Genomic DNA, 19,423 nt, shown 5'->3' on the forward strand with positions numbered 1-19,423 from the left:
AAAATATACAATAGAAAGATTTTTAGCTCTGGAAGAGCGAAATATTTATAGAAAAGAATTAAAATAAACATTAAAAGCTCCATAGGAGCGAAATGTTTAAATCTCAAAGTAAAATCTCAAAAACTCCATTAGCAATAATGAACTGCCCCAAATAGTGTCTAACTTTTTTGGGGCAGTTCATCATTAATGGAGTTTTTTACTTTATAAGCTCTTTCTTATTCATATTTCAGATATTTTAAAATATCCGTCTTAGTAGCAGAATAAGCTCTTGAAAGTACAATTGTTAAAGTCAGAATTAATAAAATGACAAATCCGAGAAGGAATGGAAATACGCTAATATCTATTCTAAAAGCAAAATTCTCCAGCCATTTGTTCAGTAAATAATAAACCGGAAACAAGGCAATTACAAAACCAATGATACAGTACAAAACATACTGTTTCGATAATTCTTTCAACAGCACATTTGTTTCTGCACCAAGCGTTTTTCTGATGGCGATTTCTTTCATTCGTCTTTGTATTGAATAGGATGACAAAGCAAATAATCCGAATAATGCTATTGCAATTACGATTATATTTAAGAGCGAAAACAAGTTCTTTTGTTTGGTGTAAGTTTCATAAGTTCTCGCATATTCTTTATCTACGAAATCATATTGAAACGGATATTCGGTATCGAATTTCGACCATAATTTTTCGATATTGGCAATCGTATTTTCCAGATCATCCCGTTTTAGTTTTGCATAAACTTTATTAATGTTCTGTGTCATACCAAACATTTTGATATTGTAAAAAGCAATTGGCGGCACTTTTAATTCAGGACTTAATAAATTGAAATCCTGAACAATACCAATTATTTTTAATTTGTGTTCCCGAATTAAAAGTTCCTTGCCAATAGGATCTTTTAGATTCATTAATTTTAATGCGCTTTCGTTTATAATCACAGAATTTATAGTGTCTGAAGCTAGTTTTCTGTCAAAATTTCTTCCCTTAATTATTTTGATGTTCAACATTTCAAACATGCCAAAATCTAAAGGGATAACGCGTTGTTTAAAGAGTTCATCATTGTATAAAACCCCCGCGATAGAATTGTCTGAACCATCAAACGTAATAAGGCCTGTAGAGATTTGTTCGACACCTTTAATTTTGCTGAGGTGCTGTTTTATGATGTCGTATTTGTTGTAAATATTTTGGGCTGCATTTTCTCCCTGGTAATCAACCGATGGAAAATTTAAAGAAACCGAAATTACCTGATCGCCCTTAAAACCCAGATCTTTATTCTGTAAATATTTAATTTGCTGGTATACGATATTGGAGCCAATAATAAAAAAGGCAGCAATGGCAAACTGAAAAATAAGCATTCCGTTGCGCAGCCAGATACCGTTTTTGCTTCTTTCGAAATTTCCTTTCAAAACTTTAAAAGTTTCGAAATTGGATATATAAATGGCCGGAAATAATCCTGCCGTCACAATTGTAATGATAAAAATCAATATCAATTGTATGTAAAACTGACTGGCAAGAAGTACAATGTTTTTGTTTAAAAAGTTGTTGTAATACGGCAAAGTCAGTTCTACAATTACTAAGGCCAGTAAAATAGAAAAACTCGTGGTTAAAACCGTTTCAAAAAGAAACTGACTAACAATATTGCCTTTTGATGCACCCGAAATTTTACGTACTCCAACTTCTTTCGCCCGCTTTACCGCATTAGCAGTTGCGAGATTGATGTAATTAACAATCGACAAAATGAGAATCAAAAGAGACAAACCCATCATGATCATTAAAAACTGATAATTTCCTCGCGTTTCAGGATAACCATCTGTTATCGAATGTAATCTGGCTTTTGATAAAGGTTCAAGAATAACTGTAAAATGCCCCACTTTTTTAGTCATAACTTCGACTGTAAAACCTGCTTCTTTGGCAATTTTCGCAATAAAATCGTGATTATAAATTCTTTCGAGTTTCTGTCTTGTAAGATCAACTTTGGATGGGTCTTTTACTTTTAATAATAACTTTAAAAGAAACGGACCAGTCAATCCGGAAGTTGTATATTGTTTCATTTTATTGATGATGGCATTTGGCGCAATCGAAGAATTTTCGGGAATATGATACACGGCCCGCACAGAAAACAGCTGGTCAAAGCATTTTATTTGTTTTCCAATGGGGTTTTCATTTCCAAAAATCCTTTTAGCCGTAATATCTGAAATAGCAATACTGGAATCATCTTTTATAGCTGAAATTGCATCGCCCTGAATAATTTCGAAAGGAAAAAAAGAAAAGAAATTTTGTTCGACATTGATAATTTTAGCTACAAATTCCTTTTTTCCTTTGTAAATAATTTTATCCTTTTGATACCAGGAATCAGCATATAGTATAGATTTGACATTTGGATCTTGGTCTAAAGTCGGTTTCAGGAATAAGGCACAATCTGACCCGACGGGTGTATCGCTTAGTTGAACCAAAATCTGATAAACATTGTCTTTTTCAGGGTTCCAGGCATTGTAACTTTGTTCGTCGTTCCAGTAAAGTAAGGCAAATATTAATCCCGCGATTCCTATTGATAATCCTAAAACATTTAAGGCCGTAAAGAACTTGTTGTTTTTGAAGTGATAAATAAATATGTTGATCCAGTTTTTTAGCATTTTACTCGTATTTTAAGTATTTAAGAACATCAATTTTGGTTACCTGATAAGCTTTTGCCAGTACAATTGTTAAGGTCAGGAACATTAACGCAATAAGGGCAGCAAAGAAGGGAAGGGCAGGAATGTCAATTCTGAAAGCAAAATTTTCAAGCCATTTTCGCAATAAAAGATAGGCGGGAATTATTCCGATCACAAAACCAATCAAACAGAAAATCACATATTGTTTTGATAATTCTTTAAGTAGAATATTGGTTTCAGCCCCTAATGTTTTTCTGATAGCGATTTCTCTCAATCTTCTTTCCATAGAAAAGGAAGCCAAGGCAAACAATCCGAAAACGGCAATTAGAATTACAATTCCGTTTAAGAGCGAAAATAACTGACTTTGGTCCTGATATTTTTTATAGGTTCTGGCATAGTTTCTATCAACGAAATTATATTCAAAAGGATATTCGGCATCAACCTTTGTTTTCCAAAACTTTCCAATATTATCAATGGTTTGAGACATTTTATCTGGGGAAATTTTAACGGCGATTGTATGCATTTCATTTTGAGACCATGATTGCGTTTTAATGTGAAAGAAAATCATTGGACCAATTTTGTTTTCAAGCCCAAAATAATTAAAGTCTTTTACAATTCCGACTACCTTATAATTGCCATCCTGCCAGTTGACGATCTTATTTATAGGGTCTTTTTCGAGTAATGTTTTCGCTGCAGTTTCATTTAATAAAACATTTGAAATGGTGTCTGAGGAAATTTTTTCTGTTAAATCACGTCCTTTTATCAATTGTACGTTCAAAAGATTCAGCATTCCAAAATCAACACCCATTTGCTGAGTTATAACCTCCTGATGCGTTTTATAATGTAAACCAGCCCACGAATTTTCTATGCCTCCAATAGAAAAAGATCCTGCAGAAACGGCTTCAACACCATTAATTTTTTGAAGTTCCTGTTGAATTGCTTTATATCTTTCAAATTGTCCTTTTCCTTTTTTAGACTTAAATGAAATATCGATGACTTGCGCTCCTTTAAAACCTAAATCTTTTTCAGTCATAAAATTTACCTGTTGGTATACGATAAAAGAACCAATGATAAAAAATGTGGCAATAGCAAATTGCAAGATCAGCATTCCATTACGAAGCCATACACCGCTTTTGCTCCTCGAAAAATTTCCTTTTAAAACTTTCAGCACTTCAAAATTTGATATGTAGATTGCAGGAATAACACCCGAAACAAAAACAACAAGAATGAAAACCAATACTAATTGCAGATAGAATTGACTTCCGATAAGAATGAGGTTTTTGTCTAATAAAGCATTGTAAAATGGCAATGAAAGTTCTACGATTACCAATGCCAGTAATACTGAAAAAAGCGTAATTAATATGGTTTCAAATACAAACTGAATAACAATTTGCAATTTTGAGGCACCAATAACTTTTCTTATACCCACTTCCTTAGCACGTTTTACAGCATTGGCAGTTGCCAGATTAATGTAGTTGGCAATCGATAATAACAGTATAAGTATGGATAAACCCATTAATATTTGCAAAAAAGTCAGATTGGCATTTCCTTCGGCAAATGCAACATTTCCTCGATATAGTCTTGCATTGGTAAGGGGTAATAACTCTGCTTTAAGAGGTTTGCCGTATCTTTTTATGAAGGCTTCAATAGATAAACCTTCTCTCTTTGCCTGCTTTTTGTAGTTTTCATCAAGATAGATTTGATCCAGTTTTTTAATAACCGCAGTGGTGTCACTTTGCCTTTTTAGCTTAAGCATTAATCCATAATTCAAACCCCAGCTTTCTCTGTTTTTTTCTAAATCCTCTTCTATTATCGTTGTAACGGCAGACGGCATCACCGAAGATTTGTCTGATAATCGATATACACCGCGAACAACGAAAATTTGTTCAGCATAAGTAACTTGTTTGCCCATCGGATTTTCGTCTTTAAACAAACGTGAAGCTGTTTCTTCAGAAATGGCAATGCTGTTGCGATCGTGAATAGCACTCTTTGCGTTACCACGAATAAATTCAAAAGGAAAAAAAGAAAAGAAACTGCTCTGCGCTGTAAAAATCTTATCAAATAACTCTATTTTTCCCTGATATTGTATCGTTTCTTTCGAGTAATTAGTTCTAAAATAACAATAGGCATCTAAGTAAGACGTGGTTGATTTTAAAATAGGGGCAGGAATTGCGGAAGATACAGCCCAGACATTTCCTCCTCCAAGATTACTCATAACCGAATAGATTTTATCCTTCTCAGGATTCCACTGGTCATACGAATGTTCTTCATTCCAATATAAAATTGCAAAAATCAAACCTGCAATTCCAATACTCAAACCCAAAACATTCAAAGCGGTAAAGAGTTTGTTGTTTTTGATGTGGTATATAAATATGTTAATCCAGTTTTTTAGCATGGCCTTAGTTATTTAGAGTAGCTGCAAAAACATCGACATTTCTATTGTTCACTTTTTCAGAAAGTATAATTCCGTCTTTCATCAAAATAATTTTTTGAGAAAAAGAAGCATCGTAATCTGAGTGCGTAACCATCAAAATAGTAGAACCACTAGCATGAAGATCCGTCAATAATTCCATTACTTCATTACCATTTTTACTGTCCAGATTTCCTGTAGGTTCATCGGCCAAAATAATTTTCGGGTCATTGATTAATGCTCTTGCCACTGCAACACGTTGTTGCTGTCCTCCTGAAAGTTGTTGAGGATAATGTTTTAAACGATGCGAAATATTTAATATAGTAGCAATGTCCTGCACTTTTTTCTTTCTTTCAGATGCAGGAACATTGTTGTAAATAAGAGGCAATTCGATATTATCAAAAACAGATAATTCATCAATTAAATTAAAATTCTGAAAGATGAAGCCGATGTTTTCTTTTCTGGCTTTCGATTTTGCTTTTTCTTTAGTGCCAACCATTTCCTGATTAAGCAATTGATAACTTCCGTCAGAAGCACTGTCCAGTAAACCAATAATATTTAGTAAAGTTGATTTTCCGCTTCCGGATGGCCCCATGATCGATATAAAATCGCCTTCGTTCACGGTTAATGAAATTTCGCTTAATGCATTTGTTTCTACTTCTTCGGTTCTAAAAATTTTTGAAAGTTTTTTGATGGTGATCATAATCGCTGTTTTAAGATTGATGTTTTTTAAATAATTTTTATTGCTGAAGAAACAGAAAAGTATCTAAATTTAAGATAATGACAATATAATCTATAAATGGCTATTTTTGTTACTTTTACCAGCAATAATGATTCTCATATTTGATGATTTGTTAGTCTAAATGTGATTTTCGTGCCAAAAATTTAAAAACTGTAACTGCCTTATTTTGACATTTTTATTTTTCTAAGGAAATTTAAAGTGTCCATAATTGGACAGCTTTCGTCCAAAACCGAACAAAAATGAAAAAGACAAATGCCTCAATTTTAATCATCGACGATCAGGAAGACATCCTTTTTGCATCGAAAGTGTTCCTGAAAAAGTATTTTGAAGACATTTATACGCTCAATAATCCGAAAAATATTGTCGAATTATTGTCGAAAAAAACAATTGATGTCGTTTTATTGGATATGAATTATCGAATTGGTTTTGAAGATGGAAGGGAAGGTTTGTATTTATTGAAAGAAATAAAAACGCTTTCACCCAAAACAGTCGTGATTTTGATGACGGCATTTGGAAAAGTCGAAACGGCAGTTGAAGGATTAAAGAATGGTGCTTTTGATTATATATTGAAACCATGGGAAAATAAAAAACTTTTGGAATCTGTAAAACAGGCTGTCGATAAATCCAGAAAAGATCAAAAGAAAACGAAGGACATTGAAATTGATAATGACTTTTTTGTCGGAACTTCTGAGATTATTAAAAAAGCGTATTCTCTGGCCGATAAAGTGGCAAAAACTGATGCGAATGTTTTAATTCTGGGGGAAAACGGAACCGGAAAATTTGTGTTGGCACATCATATTTTCAATCAGTCTGAAAGAAAAAATAATCCTTTTATAGCAGTTGATTTAGGTTCTTTAAATTCGAATATTTTCGAAAGTGAATTATTCGGGTATGCTAAAGGTGCTTTTACAGATGCCAAACTGGACACTCCCGGACGTTTTGAAATGGCGCAAAACGGAACCATATTTTTAGATGAAATAGGAAATGTTCCGTTGCATCTGCAGTCTAAATTGTTACAGGTTATTCAAACTAAAACTGTAACAAGATTAGGTGAAACCAAAGCAAGACCATTAAATGCCCGAATTATTACTGCGACCAACTTAAATTTAAAACTAGAAGTTGCCGATAAAAATTTCAGGGAAGATTTGTATTACCGAATCAATACAATGGAAATTGTTTTGCCTCCGCTACGCGAGCGTAATGAAGATAAAATTCCGTTAGCCGAATATCTTTTAGAAAAAATGATTGTTAAATACGGAAGAGATGAAATTACTTTTGACAAAAAAGTATTGGAACAAATAGAAAAACATGCCTGGAATGGCAACATCCGCGAGATGGAGAATAAAATCGAACGCGCCGTTATTCTTTGCGAAAACAATAAAATCACGGTTTCTGATTTAGATTTAGAAATCATAACGGCTTATGAAGAAAACCCGGATGATATTCAGCTTTCTTCTGTAGAAAAAGCTGCGGTTGAAAAGGCTTTGCTGAAAAACAATAATAATATAAGCAAAACGGCCGAAGAATTAGGCCTGTCAAGAGGTGCTTTGTACCGCCGTTTAGAGAAATATAACATCAATCTTAATTAGTATGTTTAAAACATTTCAAACCTATAAACTATTGTTCTTGAGATTGATCTTGATTGTTGCGATGATCGAAATTTCGATTTACTTTTTCAAAAAAGAGTTGCTGTTTACAGGTGTATTCGGACTTTTTATTGTCTTTTTGCTGGTGCGTGAAATGTATTTTTATGTTCGGAATTTTGTTTTGCTTTATGATAAAACGATTGCTTCGATCTTGCAAAATGATTTCACTTCAGATTTTTCAAAACATAAATTCAATAAAAGTTATGATGATTTATTCCAATTGTATGATACGCTGAAAAACAAACAAAATGAACAGGTTTCAAAAGATATTATTTACCGTTCGATTTTAAATAATATTGAAACCGGAATCATCATTTTGCAAAAACAAGATTTAGAGTGGAATGTTTTTTTAATGAACGAATATTTCTCAAACCAGTTTAATGTTCCGAAAGTCTCAAAATGGAAATACCTGAAAAATCAGTTGCCATCGTTATGTGAAATCATTGAAGAAGATGATTTTCAGGAAATAAAAACTTCAGTAGAAATCAGCATTAACGATCAAAATAAGCAAACCTTTGTTTTGCAGGCATCGAGAACAGAAATATTTGAGAAAGATTATTTTATTGTTTTGTTAGATTCAATTCAGAATGTAGTTGAGAAAAAAGAGAAAGATGCCTGGGTGAATCTGATGAAAGTGATTTCGCATGAACTTTTAAATTCGATTACGCCAATTCGGTCTATTTGCCAGAATCTACAGGATTTGGTGGAGCAGGATTCGTTGTCGGCTGAAGATTTGGAAGATGTTAAAAACAGTGTCGAAACGATGTTGAGACGAAGTGATCATTTACAGAAATTTGTTGAGGGTTATCGAAAATTAGCCATGTTGCCTTCTCCAAAAAAAGAAAAAATAGAATTGCATCAATTAATTGATAATGGTATTCAGGTTATGAATCCGTTATTTAAAGAAAAGGGAATTGAAGTTGTAAATGAAATAAGCTTTAAACGTTGGATAAATGTCGATGCGCAACAAATAGAGCAGGTTTTCATTAATCTTTTAACCAATTGCATTCATGCTTTAAAAGATGTCAAATCGAAACAAATTTTCATTTCGGCGGAAGCCAAAGACAACCGAACTTTCATCAGAATTGCGGATAACGGAAATGGCGTTGAAAAAGAAATAGAAGATAAAATATTCCTGCCATTTTTCACCACCCGAAATGAAGGAGCGGGAATTGGCCTGACTTTGTCCAAAAATATTATTGAAGCGCACGGCGGTTATATTTCATACAAGAGTGAAGTTGGAAATACTGTTTTTGAGATTTGTTTGGTGGAAAATTGATTTTTAATAATTTAAAGAAAAATAAAATTATATTAGCATTAAAAACCAACCAAAAAACGAAAACCTATACTAAATGGATTTAAAACTTGACCTCAAAATTGCTTTAAAATATTCTTTATTTGTTTTGTTATACTGTATATTAGATAAACTACATATTCATTTTACACTAGAGAAAGATTATTACCCTTCTTCAGGCACTTTCTATTTTCTGGTTATTTTATTTCCTTATTTTTTTGCGGCTATTATATTGCTGTCATTTTTAGAATATATAAAATACAGGAAAAATTATATTGATTTAATTATCATTTCATTTTCTATTTTGTTCTTGTCTAGTCTCTCTAATTATATAGTTAATTTCAGCTTTTTTAAACTGTTTTATGAAGATATACAATTACCTCATGAAGAAGGAATTCTGGGTTTGCTGAATAGGCCATCTGTTTTAATGAGACCTCAATTTAATTTTTTATATACTGAATTTGTTTTTCCATTTCAATATCTTAAAGATGCCATTATTTCTGGATATATATATTTAATTATTGGAGTAATGCAAACTAGATTATTTATTTTACTGATACTATTATATCATTTCAATTTGTTTTTTCTTTTCAAAAAATACGAGGAGAATAAATGGTATAGTTTAGTTCCGGTACTCAATAAATTGATTTTAATTAGGATTGCCGGAAAACCTGTTTTTTGGATTGTACTTATATATGTTCCTTTTCTTAGTTATTTTTTAATGTACTCTATCAACAAAGAAATCGCCGAAGAAAATGGATTTGATTCCAAACTAGCACTCGGAATGACATTTTTGCCGTCTGTGTTTTATGGGAAAGTGAGTTTTGCTGAAGATGTAAATTCCGAAACAAAATTAGAAAATGTTTTATCCTGATCACGATTAAATTTAGTTAATGATATTAGCATTTGATACCTATTACTTCGACGGAAAAGCAAAAACAGTCTGTCTTGAATTTACGGAATGGAACCAAAGTGAAAACTTTAAAGTTCACACAGAAATAATTGATAATGTAGCGGAATATATTCCGGGAGAATTTTATAAAAGAGAATTGCCTTGTATTTTGAGTTTGCTAAATCAAATTGACTTAAAAAAGGTGGAAGCAATTGTTGTGGATGGATTTGTTTATTTAGATGATGAAAAGAAATACGGTTTAGGGGGTCATTTATACGAAAAACTGAATCAGGAAATTCCGATAATTGGTGTTGCTAAAACCAATTTTGCATCGATCGAAAAAGATAAACGAAGTTTATTTAGAGGTGATAGCCAGAAACCGTTATATGTTACAGCAATCGGAATTGACTTGGACGATGCTTTTCAGAAAGTAGAAAATATGGCCGGCGAATTTAGAATGCCAACTTTGCTAAAAGAAATGGATCGGCTGACAAAGGAAATATAAATGAATATAAAGAAGATTTAATTGTCTAAAGTAAATACAGAATGCATATATCTTAAATTTGTGGAGCTATAACCCAAAATATAATTAATATGGAAGACTCAAAAAAACACTCAGACAACTCAGCTTCTGATAAAACACCAAAAGTGACAGGGATTGGCGGAATTTTCTTTTTTTCAGATAATCCGAAGGATACAAAAGATTGGTATGCGAAAAATTTAGGACTTGATGTTAACGATTGGGGCTCGACTTTTGAATCCAGAAACATCAATAATCCAGATGAAATCGAAGCGCTTCAGTGGAGTACTTTTAAGAAGGGAGATGACTATTTTGCACCGTCCAAAAAAGAGTTTATGATTAATTACAGAGTTCAGAATATTGAAGGGCTTTTGGAAAACCTTAAACAAAACGGAGTAACAATTCTGGATGAAGTTGCTACTTATGATTATGGAAAATTTGTTCATATTATGGATGCTGATGGCAATAAAATTGAACTTTGGGAACCGATGTAAGCCTGGAATAATTCTATACAATATGAGGAATCAATTGAAAGCGCAATAAATAGCATTGATGAAGACAACACTTTGGAATGAAGTTTTAAAATTTGAATTGGATAATCCAGATGATCGATATGGATTTCTTACAAGATTAGCGGTTGAAAATAAATGGACAATTTATTTTGCAAAAACAGCAATTTTGGAATATAAAAAGTTCATGTACCTTGCTGCCGTTGCTAACGAAATGGTTTCTCCTTCAGAAATTGTTGATATAGTCTGGCATCAGCATTTGATTTTTACTTCTTCGTATACTGATTTTTGTACTCTTTTATCTAAAAGAATAGAACATATTCCGTCGACACATAACCGGGCTGAAGCAGAAAAATTCCATAAAGCAAAAGAAAGAACCAAAGAATTGTATGAGCAAAATTTCGGAAAACAACCGGAAGAAATTTGGGAGTATAGTGATGAACTCGATTCTTTGAATTTAGATAAAAGCAAGATTGAAATTGATAAACTAAAAAGAGTATTTTTAGGATTGTTTGCAGTTCTTATTTTTCCAATTTATTATATAATCAAACCAATTCTCATACAAATTGGGAATCCTGATTTTTTGATTATTTACATTTTATTGTTTGCAACGGTAATCGTTTCGTTAATGCGTTTTATAAAAACAGCTTTCGCTTCATTTTATGAGCGTATACGATCAAATTTTATCTTAGTAAATCTGAGTGCTTTTGAATTGGTTTTTCTTCAGCATAACAAATTAGAATTTGTTATTCATGGTGTCGTAAATAATTTAATTAGCAATCAGAAAATTGTTGTTTTGGGCAATAATAGATTAAACCTGATTGATGAAAGTTTAACTGATGACAAATATGAAAATTGTGTAATTGAAATCATGAAAGAATACGAACCAATGCCGTATCCTCAATTGTTTAAAATAGTAGCACGAAATCCAATATATGAACAGCTTGAAAAAGCAGTTGGCAAAATCAGGAAAACCATTGTAGACTCAAAGCAATTTATGCAATTTATAAAAATTGTATTGCTGATTTTTGGACTCTTGCTAAGTATTGGTTTTAGCAGGATTATTTCAGGAATTTCCAGAGATAAACCCATAACATTCTTACTCCTTGCTATTTTTGGTCTTTTAATCGTAACTAAAATTTATTTTAATAAAATAGTAAATTACCTGTTTAGCAGTACAATACCATTAATTTTTACAAATGAAAAATTGAAATCGGAAGCTGAAAAAGATTGGCAATGGAATTATTTTCTATATGGCGAAGTGCTACTGGTGAGTTCTTTTCTTCCTTTGACTGGCTATTTAAATAGAAATACTGATTCTGGAGGTGGCTCCAGTTGTGGAAGTTCTTGTGGGAGCTCTTGCAGCAGTTCGTGCGGAAGTTCCTGCGGTGGCTGTGGCGGAGATTGATTTAATAGATTTTTTATAGTAAAGACACTTTGTCAATTATTCTTTTGCAGATTTTTTTTAAAAAACTACAGTTAAATAGAACTACAATATTGAATTTACTCTATTATTTTACACCAATAAGAAAAATGAATTATTAATTGAGTTAGCAGAAATTTAAAACCAAATTCCAAAATAATTATGAAGAAAAATATTTACGAAGAATTGACAAATAAAGAATTGATAAAAAAGAAGGCCTTGTTTAAAAATGTTTCGATTGCATTTGGGGTTATTTATATTTTGGCTATTGCCATCATAATTTATCTCTTTACTACCAAAGGATTTAAAAACGTTTCTATTGCCACAATTGTTCCTGTTTTTATATTACCTGTTACTTTTTTTCCTTTGTTGATAAATTTAAGCTTATTGAATAAAGAAATTAAATCAAGGAATTTGTAACTACTCAAAGTTACTATGTTGATCTAGTAGAATGTCAAAAAGAAGAAGCCGGATCTCATATGAGACGGCTTCTTCTTTTTGTTATCGAATTATTTTTAGATAGGCGCTGTAAACATTGTCCTTAATAGAGGTTCGCAGATAAACTTCGTTTTCGTCTTTTGTTTTTAAGTCAAATTGAATTAAGGCAGCATCAGAATAATAAAACAAGGAATCATCCGGTGGGAATTCAAAATTTGAAATAGGTTGGGTTGTTAATTTTGTTTCGGATGCTATTTCACCATTGTTTATGTCTAATTGAAAAAGTTTTGCTTTACGGGTATACCCCCAAACATTATCACTTTCTTCAACGATGTATTCGATAGTGTCATCTTTAAAGTCAGTTTTCCAAATCTGAGTTCCTGTTTTTGAATCAACGGCGTATACAGAAGAAACTTCTGGGCCTTGTGCGGCTAAATATATTTTTTTGTCTTTGCAAAATATACGTTCCTTGACATTATGTTGATTCTCATCTAATTTAAATTGCCATAAAATATCTGGTTTATTAGGACTTAAAGCAAAAAGAACATTTTTTTCATTTGCTATAAATACATTTTCACCATCAGTTACAGGTTTTCCGTGCATAGTTTCTCCAAAGTCTTTTTGGTAAAGAAGTTTTCCTGTATTGGCTTCAAAACTATATAAATAGTTCCCGCTTTGGGTAAAAACTTTGTTATCGAAAACAAGAACCGGAATATCATTATTTGTGGAATCCAGCTTGTAGTTCCATATTAAACTTCCATCTTTTATGTTTAGAGCATAAATGTTGCCATTTTGACTAGTAATAAACAGTTTTCCATCGTTTATGATAGGAAGCTGATCTTTAAGTACGGTTTGATCTGTACTATTTCCTATTCTTGATTTCCAAAAAACAGTACCGGTTTGGTTATCAATTGCAAAAATTTCACCATTAATAAACGGAACATATAGAACCCCGTCATTTAGTGTTACTTTATTGGCGCACATTTCAGTATAAGCATCTGTAGCTTTTACTGTCCAGGCAATTGTTTCAGATTCTAAATCAAATGTAAAAAGGGTACCATCATAATCATAAATTAGGATTAAAGCTTCGTCTAACGGGACTTTTTTTACCGGACTTATGGCTTTATTAGAGACCCTGTCACTAATAGTTGAAACTTTATTAGTAGCATCAGCAGTTTCGATAGGTTGTGATGGGGTTGGCGTTTGCCCAAAGATATTTATAACAGTAAATACAAATAAGAGCGCAATTAGGTTTTTTCTCATTTTTAAAATTTGGGGTTTATAAAAATTGATGAGTATTGTTTAATGTGTTGATGTTTATTGCTTTGAAGTCAATAAACAAGTCAGTATTCAGGTCAAATATAGTAAAAAATTATTACAGAGTTTTTGAGGTTATATGCGCTCTCAATTTTGAATTAGAGTTCAAAACATATTTCTTATATTCGCTAAATGGAAATATTAATAATAACTGGACCACCTTACTCAGGAAAAGGAACGCAATGTGACGTTTTAAAAAAACTTCTCAATTTTGAGCACATTTCCACTGGCGATAAATGCAGACAAGAAAAACAAAATGAAACTGAAATAGGAAAAATCATGTGTGAATATGAAGAAAAGGGAGATCTGGTTCCTGACGCTATCATGAAAGACCTTTTCAGTAAAATATTGGATGACAATAAATCAAAAGCCGGAATAATTTTAGATGGTTATCCACGAACAAAACCACAGGTAGACGATTTGATTGCACTTGTTAATTCAAAAAATCTGAAAATCGGAAAAGTTATAAATATCGACGTTCCAAAATCTGAATTGCTAATCAGGGCAAAAAAACGAGCCGAAACTTCTAATAGAAAAGATGACAAAGATCCTCAAATTCATATAAAACGTATAGAGGTATTTGAAGAATCTACCAGACCAGCAATTGAATATATGAAATCAAAAATCACAGTACTTACTTTTGATGGCCTTGGAACAATCAATGAAATTACAGAAAGAATAAAAGATAGTTTATAAAGCGTCAACACATAAAAAAACTCCTTAATTTCTTAAGGAGTTTTTTGGTGGTCTTTACTAATCCGTTTATGAATAATCATTAAAATTTAATCAATTCTGTTTTTATTATTTGTTATTTCGAATTCATTAGTGATATTATAACACTAAGCTGCAAAACATATTAAATGAAAAAAATATCATTTTTGCTTATTTCGCTTTTATTTGTTTCATGTAATTCAAACAGAAATTTTTGCGGAACATATAAATCCAATTTTGCCCAGCTTGGTTTTTTTGTAACCAAAATAAAATTCAATGCTGACAGTACCGTGAAATTTAATAAAGCGGGAGATTTAATGAATGAAGAATTAACGGGAAAATTTAAAATTTCAAGAAGTAATATTGTATATGTAAAGTTTGACAAACTAAAATATGAGCAACCACCAGATAGTTTACCTCTAAACGAATTGCAGGGAATGCCAATTGATACAAATCCATTTCAAAATATGCATTTATATGATTTAAAACTTGAAAATGGAATTTCTTATCATTTAAAATATAAAATAAAACGAAATAAGCTTTTAGTGTATAATATTCAAACAGGTAAAATTGTTCGAAGAAGTAAAGGTTCAAAAAATACTGCGAAATTTTATTTAAAGAAAGTAGCTAATTAATAGCAGCCGCCAACAACGGTTTTAAGAGATTGCCAGATATTGCATAATTTGTTCCCTTAACAATAAGACATAAAAAAACTCCTAATTTCTTAAGAATTCTTTTGGTTCTTAGAAGCCTGTTTATGGAGCTTGGTTCCCAGGATTTCCGGATGGTTAATTTGGGTGCCTATTAGCGAGATTGGGTTTATTAAAGATGAAGCAATTTTGAAATGCCTTACAATGATACTGTTGCATTTGGGTTAAACACGCAAACTTAAAGAAGGTGATCTAAAAATGTTTTTTTAGACTTTAATAATGTCAGAATCGTTGTTGTAGAAACGGGAAAGCTATTATAATTTTGTGATGAAAAAGTAAATGAATTAAATATGGAGGCAGAAGAATTATTAGAAAAATATAAATTTAATAATTACTGATAAAGTATATCCGAGCGATGCTACATTCTATAAAAAAGTACGTTAAAAATGATCATATGAAGTTAAATCCTATTCTCACAACAGTTTTTATTGTTTTTTCTAATTTCCTTTTCGCACAAAGTAATTTCTCGGACAATCCTTTAGATGCCGTTTTTGAAACAAAGGATTCAAAAAATTTTTGGGAAGCATTTGACAAAATGGAGAAATCAAAACAAAATCCATTTATCGAATATATGCAAAAAGGTTCTCCGGGTATTAAAGGATTTACGGAGAACAGAATAATCAATGCAGACTCTCTTTTTGCTGTTGTGAAGAGAAGAAAAGCAGATTACGAACTTTCAAGAAATGTTTTAGATGGTCTTTCTTCCAAAGAAAAGAGAGTAAGAGCAATTTACAGTGCATTAAAATATTGGTATCCAAATGCAAAATTTCCTCCAATTTATTTTGTTTATGGAAGATTTAATTCGGGAGGAACTTCTTCTCCTGAGGGAATCATTATTGGAACTGAAATGCTTAAAAATCTGGATGGAGTTTCAGGTTTAATAGCACATGAACTTATTCACTATCAGCAAAAGAAAGAAGGTAAAGATATGTTGTTGAAATGGTGTCTGCTTGAAGGTGGTGCGGACTTTATCGGTGAACTTATTTCAGGAGAATCAATAAATAAGTTTGAATACAAATATGGAGAGCAAAATCTGGATAAATTATGTCAGGAATTTGTAACGAGATTAAAAAATCCTGATTATCAGGATTGGTTGTATGGAACCTCTAAAAAAGATAACAGACCAAATGATTTAGGATATTGGATAGGCTATAAAATAACAGAATCTTATTTCAATAAACAAAAAGAGAAACAAAAAGCAATTGATGAAATACTGAATATAAAAGATCCAATGCAATTCTTAAAACAAAGTGGTTTTTTGGATGCCTATATTGAAAAGTATCAAAAATCAAAGGAAGAAAGTTATAATGAGTTTTTTAAATAACGAAACTCAGCTATAAGAATAATTCTTATAAAATTCTGTATGTATTACTTGTGTAAGCTAGTTAGGTTTGATATCGGCCAAATGTAGAAATTAATTAAAACAAATTTTTGAAAATGGGAATACTTCAAAAAATATTTGGAAAGCCTAAGTCGAAAAATCCAGAAGATAATTTTTTAGTCACAATTACTGAAGACTTTATTAGAGTCGAGCATAAAGAGCGACAAACCGAAGAAATTTTATGGAATGATATTGAAGAAATAAAATTAATAAATACAGATGAGGGACCTTTTGCACCTGATGTATGGTTAGCATTGCTCGGCGAAAATTCAGGGTGTCTAATTCCACAAGGCGCTAAAGGATTTGAAAGGGTTTATGATATTATATCAAAATATAAAAATTTCAATTTTGAAAATTTTATTTCTTCAATGTCGTGCACCAATAATGAAGAATTTTTATTGTGGAAAAAGGAATGAATACGACGAAACAACATTGAAAAATAAAGCCATAAAAAAACTCCTTAATTTCTTAAGGAATTTCTAGGAGGTCCTTACGAACCATTTTATACAAGATTTGAAGAAAATTTCATTGAAATAAATATGAAAAATGATTTCTATTTTATTTCAACAATTAATACATTTAGGATAATATGACTAAAATTGGTTTTTATTTTTAATTTATTACAAATTGAGGCTAAAATAAATATACACAACTAATCCCAAAGTTTGTTTTTTTTAAAGTGACATTATCAATGTTCATATTAGGTCTAAAAACCAAACTTTCATCTACATTGAATTGAGAAATTGATGCATCAATATTGGCATCAATAATATTTAAAGCATAGAATCCAATCGAAAATAACGCAGATATGTCTCTATATCTTTTATATTCCTTTTGCGCAGAAATTAACTGATCCCTACTTAATCCAGCTAAAAAATCGGAATCACTTTCAATTCCTTCAAGTCTTTTTTTATATTCATCTCTGTATAAATTATACTTTTCATTATTGTCTATATAAAAATACATACTCGTTCCAATTGATCCATAAACTATTGGAATTTTCCAATACTTTTTATTATACCCTTGTCCCAATCCTGGTAATATAGCAGAATAAAAAGCTGCCTTAGCAGGTCTTAATGGATCAATTTTTTCCGATTTAAGAGAATCTATTTTCGGGAGATAATTTTGAGCATATAGTGTGAAATTATAAAAAGCTAAGATTAAAATAATAAAAACTTTCATAAGTATGAATTTCTTTAATAAAATTGAATGGTTAAAAATCTACTATAAAAAGTCATTTCTAAAAAAAAATGTATTTAGAAATGACTTAAATGTTTTATCTATTATATTTAAAATCGCACTTTATAGTTTCAATGCTGTTACCATAGCGGCTTTGTATTATAATTGAAAAAGATCCTTTAATATAACCCCCTTCAGGCTGATATGCGGTCCGTTTTTGTCCCCCTATATTTCTAACCGAATCTCCGCTTCCTGATGGATATTGCATGCTAAAGGCAAAATCACTAAATGGTGCACTTCCTGATTGTGAAAAACCTGCAATAGAAGTGCTTTCTACATTAAAAGTTGCGGGATACAAAACAGGTCCTCTTCGACTATTAACATATGATTTAAATTCTGTAAAATATCTAAAAAAAGTTCTCCCAAAATCATCTTTATGTTTTTCTCTACCCGCAGAATATTCTATAATATTACTCCCGTTGCTAAACACTCCAATTTGCTCAGTCCTTACTGATTCATCGTAAACATATCGCCCAGTTAGGTTTTTTGAAATTGGAATTTTAAAGTCCATGATTTCTCCATCAATCATTACTTCGCCCTTATTATTTATAACATTTGCTGTTCTATTTTCAAAATAGTTTTGACTTCGTACTTATCTCTAATCAGATATTTTTTGTATTCTTCAAACAGCGCATCGGATTTAATTGAATCTATTAATGTTAAAAAATTAATTTCATCAGCTATACTTTGAATACTGGTAAAATTTGTTTGTTTTCTTAAAGCATAAATATTATTTAATTTTTCTTTATGGTAATTCTTTACACTTTCTAAGATTGCATCTTCAGAATTATTTTTAGAACTATTATCCACCTTCGAGATGTGTTTTTCTGCTATAGATTTTTCCAATTGAGTTTTTATTTCAGAAATTTCATCTATTTTTTTATCCATTCCTTCATAAGATTGAAAATTGAAAATTTCATCCTTTTTTAATGATGAATCAGTCTTGGTTGAAGTATCATCACTACTACATGAAAACAATGCTACACAAAATGTAGCTAATAAAATACTTTTTTTCATACTAAATGGTTTTTACAAATTATTGATTTATATTAATTTGTGTAAAAATCAACCAATAAAATAAGAAAAAAGCTATAAAAAAGCCATTATAAGGTAATATTTTAAATGATGTTGCTGACGATCGAAGAAACAATTATATTGAACAACGAACTTAATTCGATAGGAAATAACATAGATCAGGAAAATGAAGCTATGGAAAGAGCCAGGAAATCAAATGTATGATGATGCACTTAAAAAATAATTACTTGCCAGGAGCCGATACTTCTTATACAAAAACAAAAAAAATCCGATAGCTCAGATTTGCAATCCGTACCCCCAACAGTAAAACTTTAAAAGACATAAGAAACTCCTTAATTTCTTAAGGAGTTTCTTGGTGGAGTATCAGGGACAGCAATCGAACAAGATCTCCATTTTGACGTTTTTAGAAAATATAAAATGAAATATTTGTTAGAATAAATGGGACGTTAAAAACCGCTGTTGTATACCCCTGTTTTTTTTATTAGTGCCCAGTTGTTGTTCGTCT

18 protein-coding genes are annotated in these 19,423 nt (G+C 31.2%); 11 read left to right on the forward strand and 7 right to left on the reverse strand.

Annotated elements, in window-relative coordinates:
• Positions 1–215: 215 nt before the first annotated feature.
• Genes IHE43_RS05280 through IHE43_RS05290 form a run of 3 tightly spaced genes read right to left on the reverse strand, consistent with a single transcriptional unit; the run spans position 216 to position 5,764 of the window.
• Complete coding sequence (locus IHE43_RS05280) at positions 216–2,633, reverse strand: ABC transporter permease (protein WP_192187003.1); 2,418 nt, start codon at positions 2,631–2,633, stop codon at positions 216–218.
• A 1-nt stretch (position 2,634) separates the two neighbouring features.
• The gene (locus IHE43_RS05285) at positions 2,635–5,046 is read right to left on the reverse strand and encodes an ABC transporter permease (protein WP_192187004.1); all 2,412 of its coding nucleotides are present in this window, start codon (positions 5,044–5,046) and stop codon (positions 2,635–2,637) included.
• A gap of 4 nt (positions 5,047–5,050) precedes the next feature.
• Complete coding sequence (locus IHE43_RS05290) at positions 5,051–5,764, reverse strand: ABC transporter ATP-binding protein (RefSeq protein ID WP_192187005.1); 714 nt, start codon at positions 5,762–5,764, stop codon at positions 5,051–5,053.
• 278 nt (positions 5,765–6,042) lie between these two features.
• Between IHE43_RS05290 and IHE43_RS05295 the strand changes: the two genes are divergently transcribed.
• The 7 genes from IHE43_RS05295 (at position 6,043) to IHE43_RS05325 (ending at position 12,507) form a co-directional block, all read left to right on the forward strand.
• A complete protein-coding gene (locus IHE43_RS05295; RefSeq protein WP_192187006.1) occupies positions 6,043–7,392 on the forward strand; it encodes a sigma-54 dependent transcriptional regulator in 1,350 nt (449 codons plus the stop codon).
• A gap of 1 nt (position 7,393) precedes the next feature.
• Positions 7,394–8,728, forward strand: a complete 1,335-nt coding sequence (locus tag IHE43_RS05300) for a PAS domain-containing sensor histidine kinase (protein ID WP_192187007.1) — start codon at positions 7,394–7,396, stop codon at positions 8,726–8,728.
• A 73-nt stretch (positions 8,729–8,801) separates the two neighbouring features.
• Positions 8,802–9,617 carry a DUF5684 domain-containing protein gene (locus tag IHE43_RS05305; RefSeq protein WP_192187008.1) on the forward strand — a complete coding sequence of 272 codons (816 nt, stop codon included), beginning with the start codon at positions 8,802–8,804 and terminating at the stop codon, positions 9,615–9,617.
• A 19-nt stretch (positions 9,618–9,636) separates the two neighbouring features.
• Entirely contained in the window at positions 9,637–10,140 is a 504-nt protein-coding gene (locus IHE43_RS05310; protein ID WP_192187009.1) for an endonuclease V, read from the forward strand.
• Positions 10,141–10,229: 89 nt separating this feature from the next.
• Positions 10,230–10,649, forward strand: coding sequence for a VOC family protein (locus IHE43_RS05315; RefSeq protein WP_192187010.1), 420 nt, complete (start codon positions 10,230–10,232; stop codon positions 10,647–10,649).
• Positions 10,650–10,707: 58 nt separating this feature from the next.
• Entirely contained in the window at positions 10,708–12,072 is a 1,365-nt protein-coding gene (locus IHE43_RS05320; protein WP_192187011.1) for a hypothetical protein, read from the forward strand.
• Between the two features lie 177 nt (positions 12,073–12,249).
• Positions 12,250–12,507, forward strand: a complete 258-nt coding sequence (locus IHE43_RS05325) for a hypothetical protein (RefSeq protein ID WP_192187012.1) — start codon at positions 12,250–12,252, stop codon at positions 12,505–12,507.
• Between the two features lie 81 nt (positions 12,508–12,588).
• Here the strand turns inward: IHE43_RS05325 and IHE43_RS05330 are convergent, their stop codons facing one another.
• Positions 12,589–13,788 (reverse strand): PQQ-binding-like beta-propeller repeat protein, encoded by a 1,200-nt coding sequence (locus IHE43_RS05330; protein WP_192187013.1) that lies wholly within the window; start codon positions 13,786–13,788, stop codon positions 12,589–12,591.
• Positions 13,789–13,974: 186 nt separating this feature from the next.
• Here IHE43_RS05330 and IHE43_RS05335 point away from each other — a divergent pair, with 186 nt between their 5' ends.
• The 4 genes from IHE43_RS05335 to IHE43_RS05350 all read left to right on the forward strand — a co-directional run bounded on the left by IHE43_RS05335 (position 13,975) and on the right by IHE43_RS05350 (position 17,060).
• Entirely contained in the window at positions 13,975–14,538 is a 564-nt protein-coding gene (locus IHE43_RS05335; protein ID WP_192187014.1) for a nucleoside monophosphate kinase, read from the forward strand.
• 164 nt (positions 14,539–14,702) lie between these two features.
• Entirely contained in the window at positions 14,703–15,188 is a 486-nt protein-coding gene (locus IHE43_RS05340; protein ID WP_192187015.1) for a hypothetical protein, read from the forward strand.
• Positions 15,189–15,657: 469 nt separating this feature from the next.
• Positions 15,658–16,587: a DUF2268 domain-containing putative Zn-dependent protease gene (locus IHE43_RS05345; protein ID WP_192187016.1), complete on the forward strand. Its 930-nt coding sequence runs from the start codon at positions 15,658–15,660 to the stop codon at positions 16,585–16,587.
• 113 nt (positions 16,588–16,700) lie between these two features.
• Entirely contained in the window at positions 16,701–17,060 is a 360-nt protein-coding gene (locus IHE43_RS05350) for a hypothetical protein (RefSeq protein ID WP_192187017.1), read from the forward strand.
• Between the two features lie 217 nt (positions 17,061–17,277).
• Here IHE43_RS05350 and IHE43_RS05355 read toward each other — a convergent pair whose 3' ends face one another.
• From IHE43_RS05355 to IHE43_RS05365, 3 genes are all read right to left on the reverse strand, one after another.
• Positions 17,278–17,826: a DUF5683 domain-containing protein gene (locus IHE43_RS05355; protein WP_192187018.1), complete on the reverse strand. Its 549-nt coding sequence runs from the start codon at positions 17,824–17,826 to the stop codon at positions 17,278–17,280.
• Between the two features lie 94 nt (positions 17,827–17,920).
• Positions 17,921–18,412: a hypothetical protein gene (locus IHE43_RS05360; protein ID WP_192187019.1), complete on the reverse strand. Its 492-nt coding sequence runs from the start codon at positions 18,410–18,412 to the stop codon at positions 17,921–17,923.
• Positions 18,413–18,429: 17 nt separating this feature from the next.
• Positions 18,430–18,900: a hypothetical protein gene (locus IHE43_RS05365; RefSeq protein WP_192187020.1), complete on the reverse strand. Its 471-nt coding sequence runs from the start codon at positions 18,898–18,900 to the stop codon at positions 18,430–18,432.
• Positions 18,901–19,423 lie beyond the last annotated feature (523 nt).

The sequence above is a fragment of the Flavobacterium sp. MDT1-60 genome, from assembly GCF_014844035.1.
In the GTDB taxonomy this organism is placed as follows: Bacteria; Bacteroidota; Bacteroidia; order Flavobacteriales; family Flavobacteriaceae; genus Flavobacterium.